The sequence below is a fragment of the Actinomadura logoneensis genome (assembly GCF_003428695.1).
Lineage (GTDB): Bacteria > Actinomycetota > Actinomycetes > Streptosporangiales > Streptosporangiaceae > Spirillospora > Spirillospora logoneensis.
Window position 1 is genome coordinate 1 of the sequence record NZ_QURH01000648.1, and the last position, 2,581, is coordinate 2,581.

General features: G+C 71.6%; 2 protein-coding genes. Both read left to right on the forward strand.

Annotated features, from left to right (window positions below; translation table 11 throughout):
- Positions 1-505 precede the first annotated feature (505 nt).
- Positions 506-1,867 (forward strand): NAD(P)/FAD-dependent oxidoreductase, encoded by a 1,362-nt coding sequence (locus DZF91_RS25110; protein WP_117359703.1) that lies wholly within the window; start codon positions 506-508, stop codon positions 1,865-1,867.
- A 151-nt stretch (positions 1,868-2,018) separates the two neighbouring features.
- Positions 2,019-2,581 (forward strand): AfsR/SARP family transcriptional regulator (locus DZF91_RS42250; protein ID WP_235834540.1); only part of this gene is annotated, 563 nt, incomplete at its 3' end.

Consider the following 2,581-nt stretch of genomic DNA (forward strand, 5'->3'; position numbering starts at 1 on the left):
ACGGGGCGCGGACGTGCCGCGCGCCTCCGGCCGGGGCGCGTCCGCGGCCGGGCGGGCCGGTGCGCTCGTGCGGGGCTGTGCGTTGTCGCTCATGTGGCTGCGTCGCCTCGGAGACAGGCTGTTCATCGTCGATACGCTCCCGGGCGAGATGCTACGCCGCGCTCCACCGCGTTTCCCTTCGTCTCGGCGGTGCGCGAGCCCAGGCCGGCGCCCCCTTCCACGTCCGCCCCAACCCTAGGGGTTCCGGCGGGGTGGATCGGGTCTTTCGGTGCTCCGGGAACGCGCTCGCGCGTGCCGCCCCCGGTGGCGGCGCACGTGTGAGATGAGTCCCACGGGTCCCGTAAGATGGTAAAGACGTGACCTGTTTCACGCGGTTACAACGGTCCGAGTTTGCCGGACGGGAAACAACTGTCCTTCTTTGCCTTGTTGGAGATTCATGGCAGTGCAAACCCGGAGGTAGCTTGTGAATACCTTCACAAGCCAAGCGTGAAACGAGGAGGCCGCGATGGCCAGGACCGCCGAGGGCACCCCTGGCGCTCCCCACATCCTGATCGTGGGCGGCGGCTACGTGGGCATGTACACCGCTCTGCGGCTTCAGAAGAAGCTCAAGCGGGAACTCAAGCGGGGCGAGGTCAAGGTCACGGTCGTCGACCCCAACTCGTACATGACCTACCAGCCGTTCCTTCCCGAGGCCGCGGCGGGGAACATCTCCCCGCGGCACGTCGTCGTCCCGCTGCGCCGGGTGCTCCCCAAGTGCACCGTGCGCAAGGCGCGGGTCACCGAGCTGAACCACGACGAGGGCTGGGCCATCGTGCAGCCGCTCGCCGGACCTCCGGAGCGGATCACCTACGACTACCTGGTGATGGCGGCCGGCGCCGTCCCGCGGATCCTGCCCATCCCCGGCCTGGCCGAGGAGGGCTTCAGCCTCAAGACCGTCGGTGAGGCCATCCACCTGCGCAACCACGTGCTGGAGCAGCTCGAGGTCGCCGAGTCCACCGACGAGGTCGAGATCCGCCGCAAGGCGCTGACCTTCGTGTTCGTCGGCGGCGGCTTCGCGGGCGTGGAGGCGATCGCCGAGGTCGAGGACATGGTCCGCGACGCCACCAAGTACATGCGGAAGATCACCCCGCAGGACCTGCGGTTCGTGCTCGTCGAGGCGTCCGACCGGATCCTCCCCGAGGTCGGGCCGGACATGGGCAAGTGGACCGCCGAGCAGCTCCGCGGCCGCGGCATCGACGTGAAGCTGAAGACCTTCCTGCAGTCGGCGGTCGGCGGCGAGATCGAGCTGTCGGACGGCAGCCGGTTCGCCTCCGGGACGCTGGTCTGGAACGCGGGCGTGAAGCCGTCCCCGGTGGTGCGGCACACCGACCTGCCGCTGGACGAGCGGGGCCGCATCAAGGGCACCGAGTACCTCACGATCGAGGGCATGGTCCGCGCGTTCACCGCGGGCGACAACGCCGCCATCCCGGACCTCACCCAGGAGGGCATGTTCTGCCCGCCGAACGCCCAGCACGCGCTGCGGCAGTCCAAGGTGCTGGCCGCGAACATCGTCCGCTCGCTGCGCGGCAAGTCGCTCAAGCCGTACGTCCACGGCAACCTCGGCGCCGTGGCCGGACTCGGCCTGCACAAGGGCGTCGCGAACCCGCTCGGCTTCAAGCTCAAGGGCTGGCCCGCGTGGTTCTTCCACCGGACCTACCACGGTCTGATGGTCCCGACCGTCAACCGGAAGATCCGGGTCCTGGCCGACTGGACGCTCGCGCTGTTCCTCAAGCGCGAGACCGTCTCGCTGGCCACCGTCGAGCAGCCGCGCGCCGACTTCGAGCTGGCCGCGCTGGACGACGCCAAGCCCAGGCAGAAGGCGTCCTGACGCCGACTCCGGCGGACCTCCCGTCCGCCTCCGGGTGACGGAACCCCCGGCGCGCCGTACCGCGCGTCGGGGGTTCCGTCTTTCCGCTCGGTGACGCCTTCCGGGGTGTCGCCCGACGCGGAGGTGCCGGCTTTTCGTGGACAATCGGGGCGTGCGGATAGGGATTCTGGGGCCGGTCGAGGTCCGGCGCGGGGACGGCCTCTCCACCGTGCGCGCCCCGGCGCCGGCATCCCTCTCCGGCGCCGCCCCCCAGCAACCCGCCCCGCCCCACGAAGACGCCCGGCCCGTCGAGAACGGCTCACGCGGCGGGGACGGCTCACGCGCCGAGAACGGCTCACGCGGCGGCGCCGTGGGCGGGGAGCGGGTCGAGATCAGCGGGGCGCGGTTGCGCGTGCTGCTGGTCCGGTTCGCGCTGGAACCCGGCCGGACGATCCCCTCCGAGCGGCTGATCGACGACCTGTGGGAGGACGATCCGCCCGCCGCGGCCCCCAACGCCCTGCAGTCGCTGGTCTCGCGGCTGCGCGCCCTGATCGGCCGGGACGTGATCCGGTCGGCGCAAGGCGGCTACCGGCTGGACGTCCCGCCCGAGGTCATCGACGCGCACGACTTCGAGGCCCGCCTCCGGACCGCCCGCGGCACACCCGACCCCCGCGATCGCGCCGCCGCCCTGCGCGAGGCCCTGGCGCTCTGGCGCGGCCCCGCCCTCGCCGACGC

What these genes read in the sequence shown, in the direction of transcription:
- DZF91_RS25110 (WP_117359703.1), top strand. Translation starts at nt 506, where the DNA reads ATGGCCAGGACCGCCGAGGGCACCCCTGGCGCTCCCCACATCCTGATC.